This is a genomic window from Streptomyces sp. (assembly GCF_031181705.1).
Lineage (GTDB): Bacteria > Actinomycetota > Actinomycetes > Streptomycetales > Streptomycetaceae > Streptomyces.
Window position 1 is genome coordinate 1 of record NZ_JAPSKN010000245.1, and the last position, 3,478, is coordinate 3,478.

4 protein-coding genes and 1 pseudogene are annotated in these 3,478 nt (G+C 73.3%); 4 read left to right on the forward strand and 1 reads right to left on the reverse strand.

Annotation, left to right across the window (positions count from 1 at the left end; translation table 11 throughout):
• Positions 1–107 precede the first annotated feature (107 nt).
• Together coaE and RIN80_RS26485 are read left to right on the forward strand one after the other, a co-directional pair.
• On the forward strand, positions 108–728 hold the full coding sequence (gene coaE / locus RIN80_RS26480; protein ID WP_309098166.1) for a dephospho-CoA kinase: 621 nt from the start codon (positions 108–110) through the stop codon (positions 726–728).
• A gap of 50 nt (positions 729–778) precedes the next feature.
• The gene (locus tag RIN80_RS26485) at positions 779–1,159 is read left to right on the forward strand and encodes a tetratricopeptide repeat protein (protein WP_309098167.1); all 381 of its coding nucleotides are present in this window, start codon (positions 779–781) and stop codon (positions 1,157–1,159) included.
• Between the two features lie 115 nt (positions 1,160–1,274).
• Here the strand turns inward: RIN80_RS26485 and RIN80_RS26490 are convergent.
• Positions 1,275–1,535 (reverse strand): annotated as a pseudogene (locus RIN80_RS26490) (DUF6343 family protein); the annotation flags it as partial.
• A 74-nt stretch (positions 1,536–1,609) separates the two neighbouring features.
• Between RIN80_RS26490 and RIN80_RS26495 the strand changes: the two are divergent.
• Together RIN80_RS26495 and RIN80_RS26500 are read left to right on the forward strand one after the other, a co-directional pair.
• Entirely contained in the window at positions 1,610–2,521 is a 912-nt protein-coding gene (locus RIN80_RS26495) for an acyltransferase domain-containing protein (protein WP_309098169.1), read from the forward strand.
• 121 nt (positions 2,522–2,642) lie between these two features.
• Complete coding sequence (locus tag RIN80_RS26500) at positions 2,643–3,371, forward strand: class I SAM-dependent methyltransferase (RefSeq protein ID WP_309098170.1); 729 nt, start codon at positions 2,643–2,645, stop codon at positions 3,369–3,371.
• The last annotated feature ends 107 nt before the right edge of the window (positions 3,372–3,478 follow it).

Consider the following 3,478-nt stretch of genomic DNA (forward strand, 5'->3'; position numbering starts at 1 on the left):
GGGGGGGGGTGACCAGCCCCCACGACGCCGCACGACGGACACGGACGGGCACTCGGCACATGGCACCCTCCACCCGGCGCCCCCAGGGCAGCGTCTAGGCTGCGGCCATGCTGAAGGTGGGCCTGACCGGTGGCATCGGCGCCGGCAAGAGTGAGGTGTCACGGCTGCTCGTCGAGTGCGGGGCCGTGCTGATCGACGCGGACCGCATCGCCCGGGAGGTCGTCGCGCCGGGGACGCCGGGGCTCGCCGCGGTCGTGGAGGCCTTCGGCGAGGAGATCCTCGCCGAGGACGGCAGCCTCGACCGGCCCCGGCTCGGCTCCATCGTCTTCGCCGACCCGGCGAGGCTCGCCACCCTCAACTCGATCGTGCACCCCTTGGTGGGCGCCCGCTCCCGCGAGCTGGAGGAGACCGCCGCCGCGGACGCGGTCGTCGTCCACGACGTCCCGCTCCTCACGGAGAACGGGCTGGCACCGCTGTACGACCTGGTGATCGTCGTCGACGCCGCCCCCGAGACCCAGCTCGACCGGCTCGTGCGGCGGCGGGGCATGACCGAGGAGCACGCCCGCGCGCGGATGGCCGCCCAGGCCTCCCGTGAGCAGCGCCGCGAGATCGCCGACATCGTCATCGACAACGACGTTCCGCTCCAGGAGCTGGAGCGCCGTGTGAAGGACGTGTGGGCCGAGCTCGTGCGCAGGTCCCAGGCGTCACGGCGGTCCCCCCAGGAATAGCGGCACCCCGAGGGGGCGTTGAAGCGGGGGAGTGAGGGAAGGACTCTGCCGTGCCCGAGACCAGCGGTTCGACCGGACGTACCCCGGAGACGCACGTCATCGACTTCCGTGCCGCCGAGCAGTTGCTGGCCGCGCGGGACCCGCGGGGCGCGGTGAAGCTGCTCGACGAGGTCGTCGCCGCCCACCCGGAGAACACCGCCGCGCGGCTGCTGCGCGCGCGTGCCTTCTTCGCGGCCGCGCAGCTGCGGCCGGCGGAGCTGGAGTTCTCGATCGTGCTGGAGCGCGAGCCGGACAACGCCTTCGCGCACTTCGCGCTCGCCCGCACCTTCGAACGGCAGGGCCGCCCCGACCAGGCCAAGCGTCATTTCCGGCTCGCTGCCGCGCTGGATCCGAACCCGGAGTTCCTGAAGGCGGCGCGCTTCGACTCCTGACGCCGTCGCGTCAGGGGCGGTCGTCCGGCGGGTTTCCCGTCGGCCTGCCGTCCGCCGACCGGTGGCCGGGTGACCGGCGGCCCGGTGACCGGCCGTCCGCGGGCCGGTCGTCTGCCGGGCGGTCGTCGACCGGCCGGTAGGGCGGAATGCCGGGGCCGGGCTGGTAGTGCGGGCCCTGGCGGATGTGCCGGAGGACGACGGCGAGGTCGATCGTGACGACCAGCAGCAGCACGCCGCAGGCGACGGCCCAGCCGGGTCGCCCGGCGAGCGTGAACGCGACCGCGCCGACGACCGCCCAGGCCAGCCCCCACAGGCTCAGCCAGAAGCGGGCCCGCAGCGCACTGCGCGCCGTCCTCGGTTCACTGCCCGTACGCATCGTCCTGTCACCACTCCTGAGGGCAACGTACTCTTCGTGGCGGGGGTTCACCAAGGGCTCACAGGGGGGCCGCGATGCTGCCGGACGCCGACGCGTTGCCCGGGATCCTGCTCGACCTGGCGGTGCCGCACGAAGACGTCAACCACCTGGTCGCGCTGCGGCGGGCCCTGACCGCGGACGCCGCCGCCATGCGGCTGCTGGAGCAGTGCGTGACGGACCTGGTGCGGGACATCGGAGAGGTCGGGGCCGGGGTGCCGCTCGATGAGCGCCTCGCCGAGGCGCCGGCGGCGCTGGGCCGCTACTTCGCGGCGTACGTGTTCGTCTCGGCACTGCCACACATCCGCGCCTTCCACCGCGAGCGGGGTGTCCCCGACGACATCAGCCGCCACACCCTCGCCGACTTCGGACGGAGCATGGCGTTCCATCGGCGCCAGCACGGCACGGGAGGGATGCTGGTGCCGCAGTGGCTCACGCTGCACTTCCGCGGCGAGCTGTATCAGCTGGGACGTCTCCAGTTCGAGCGCGCGAGGCTCGGCGAGCGGACGGGGCGGGCGGTGGCGGCGGCCGGGACGGACGTGGCGCCGGGGGAGCCCTGTCTGAACCTGCACATCCCGGGCTTCTACGGGCCGTTGTCACCCGAGGGCTGCGACCGTTCCCTGGATCTGGCGCGGGTCTTCTTCGCCCGGCACTTCCCGCGGGAGCGGTACCGGGTGATGGTCTGCCATTCCTGGCTGCTCGACCCCCAGTTGAAGCGGTACCTGGACCCGGCCTCCAACATCGTCCGCTTCCAGGGGCGTTTCAGGGCCGCCCGTGAGCCCGGTGCGGAGCCGGACCGGGCCGACACCGAGCCGGTCCGGTTCGTCTTCGGAGACCCGGATCTGCCGGTGGCGAGCCTGCCGGGGCGTACGTCGGTGGAGCGGGCGGTGGGGAACCATCTGCGGGCGGGCGGTCACTGGTACCTGGGACACGGCTGGTTCCCTCTGTAGCCGCCCGGTCGTGCCCGCCGGGGATGCCCGTCCTCGCTCGGCTTCACTCGGTCGGGTGAAGGCGGCGGGGAGGGGAACGGGCGTGCGGGGAGCGCCCGTTGGACGGGCATGGAGCTGAAAAATGCGTGAGGGGTATGAGGGGACGGGCCCGGGGGCCATCACCCCGGACGGCTGCGCGGTGGAGCTGTACGCGCGGCTGCCCGCCGGGGACGAGCCGGACATCATCGCCGCCGCGGTGCCCGAGGGCGCGCGCGTCCTGGAGCTGGGCAGCGGGGTCGGGCGCATGACGCACGCGCTGCTGGAGCGAGGGTTCACGGTCACGGCGGTGGACGAGTCCGCCGCGATGCTGGAGCGCGTGCGCGGCGCGCGGACGATATGCAGCCCGATCGAGGAACTGGACCTGGGCGAGACGTTCGACGCGGTGCTGCTCGCGTCGTTCCTGGTGCACACGGGAGACGCCGAGGTGCGGCGAGGCCTGCTGCGCACCTGCGCGCGCCATGTCGCCGAGGGCGGCTGCGTGCTGATCCAGCGGGAGGGCGAGGACTACCACGCCAACGTGCCGCGCGAGCGCGTGGACCCCAGCGGCTTCACCGTACGGATCGTCTCCTCCGAGCCGGTCGGCGACGGAGTCCACTCGGTGCGCGCGGAGTACGAGTTCCCCGACGCCGTCTGGACCCAGACGTTCCGGGCCCGGCCGCTGAGCAGGGAGCAGTTCGAGGAGGCCCTGGCGGAGGAGGGCCTGAGGGTGGACCGGTATCTGACGGACGACCGGATATGGGTGAAGGCGGTGGTGCGGCACGGACCGCCTTCACGGACACGGGGAGGCGGATCGGCGGCCGGCCTGCGATGAGTTGCGCAGCGAGGTGCGGTCTACCCCTGCGACGCCAACAGGGGCCGCACGGGCGGCACCGACCGCTTCCCCAGGAGACCTCCATGCCCGAGACCACCGCCTCCGAG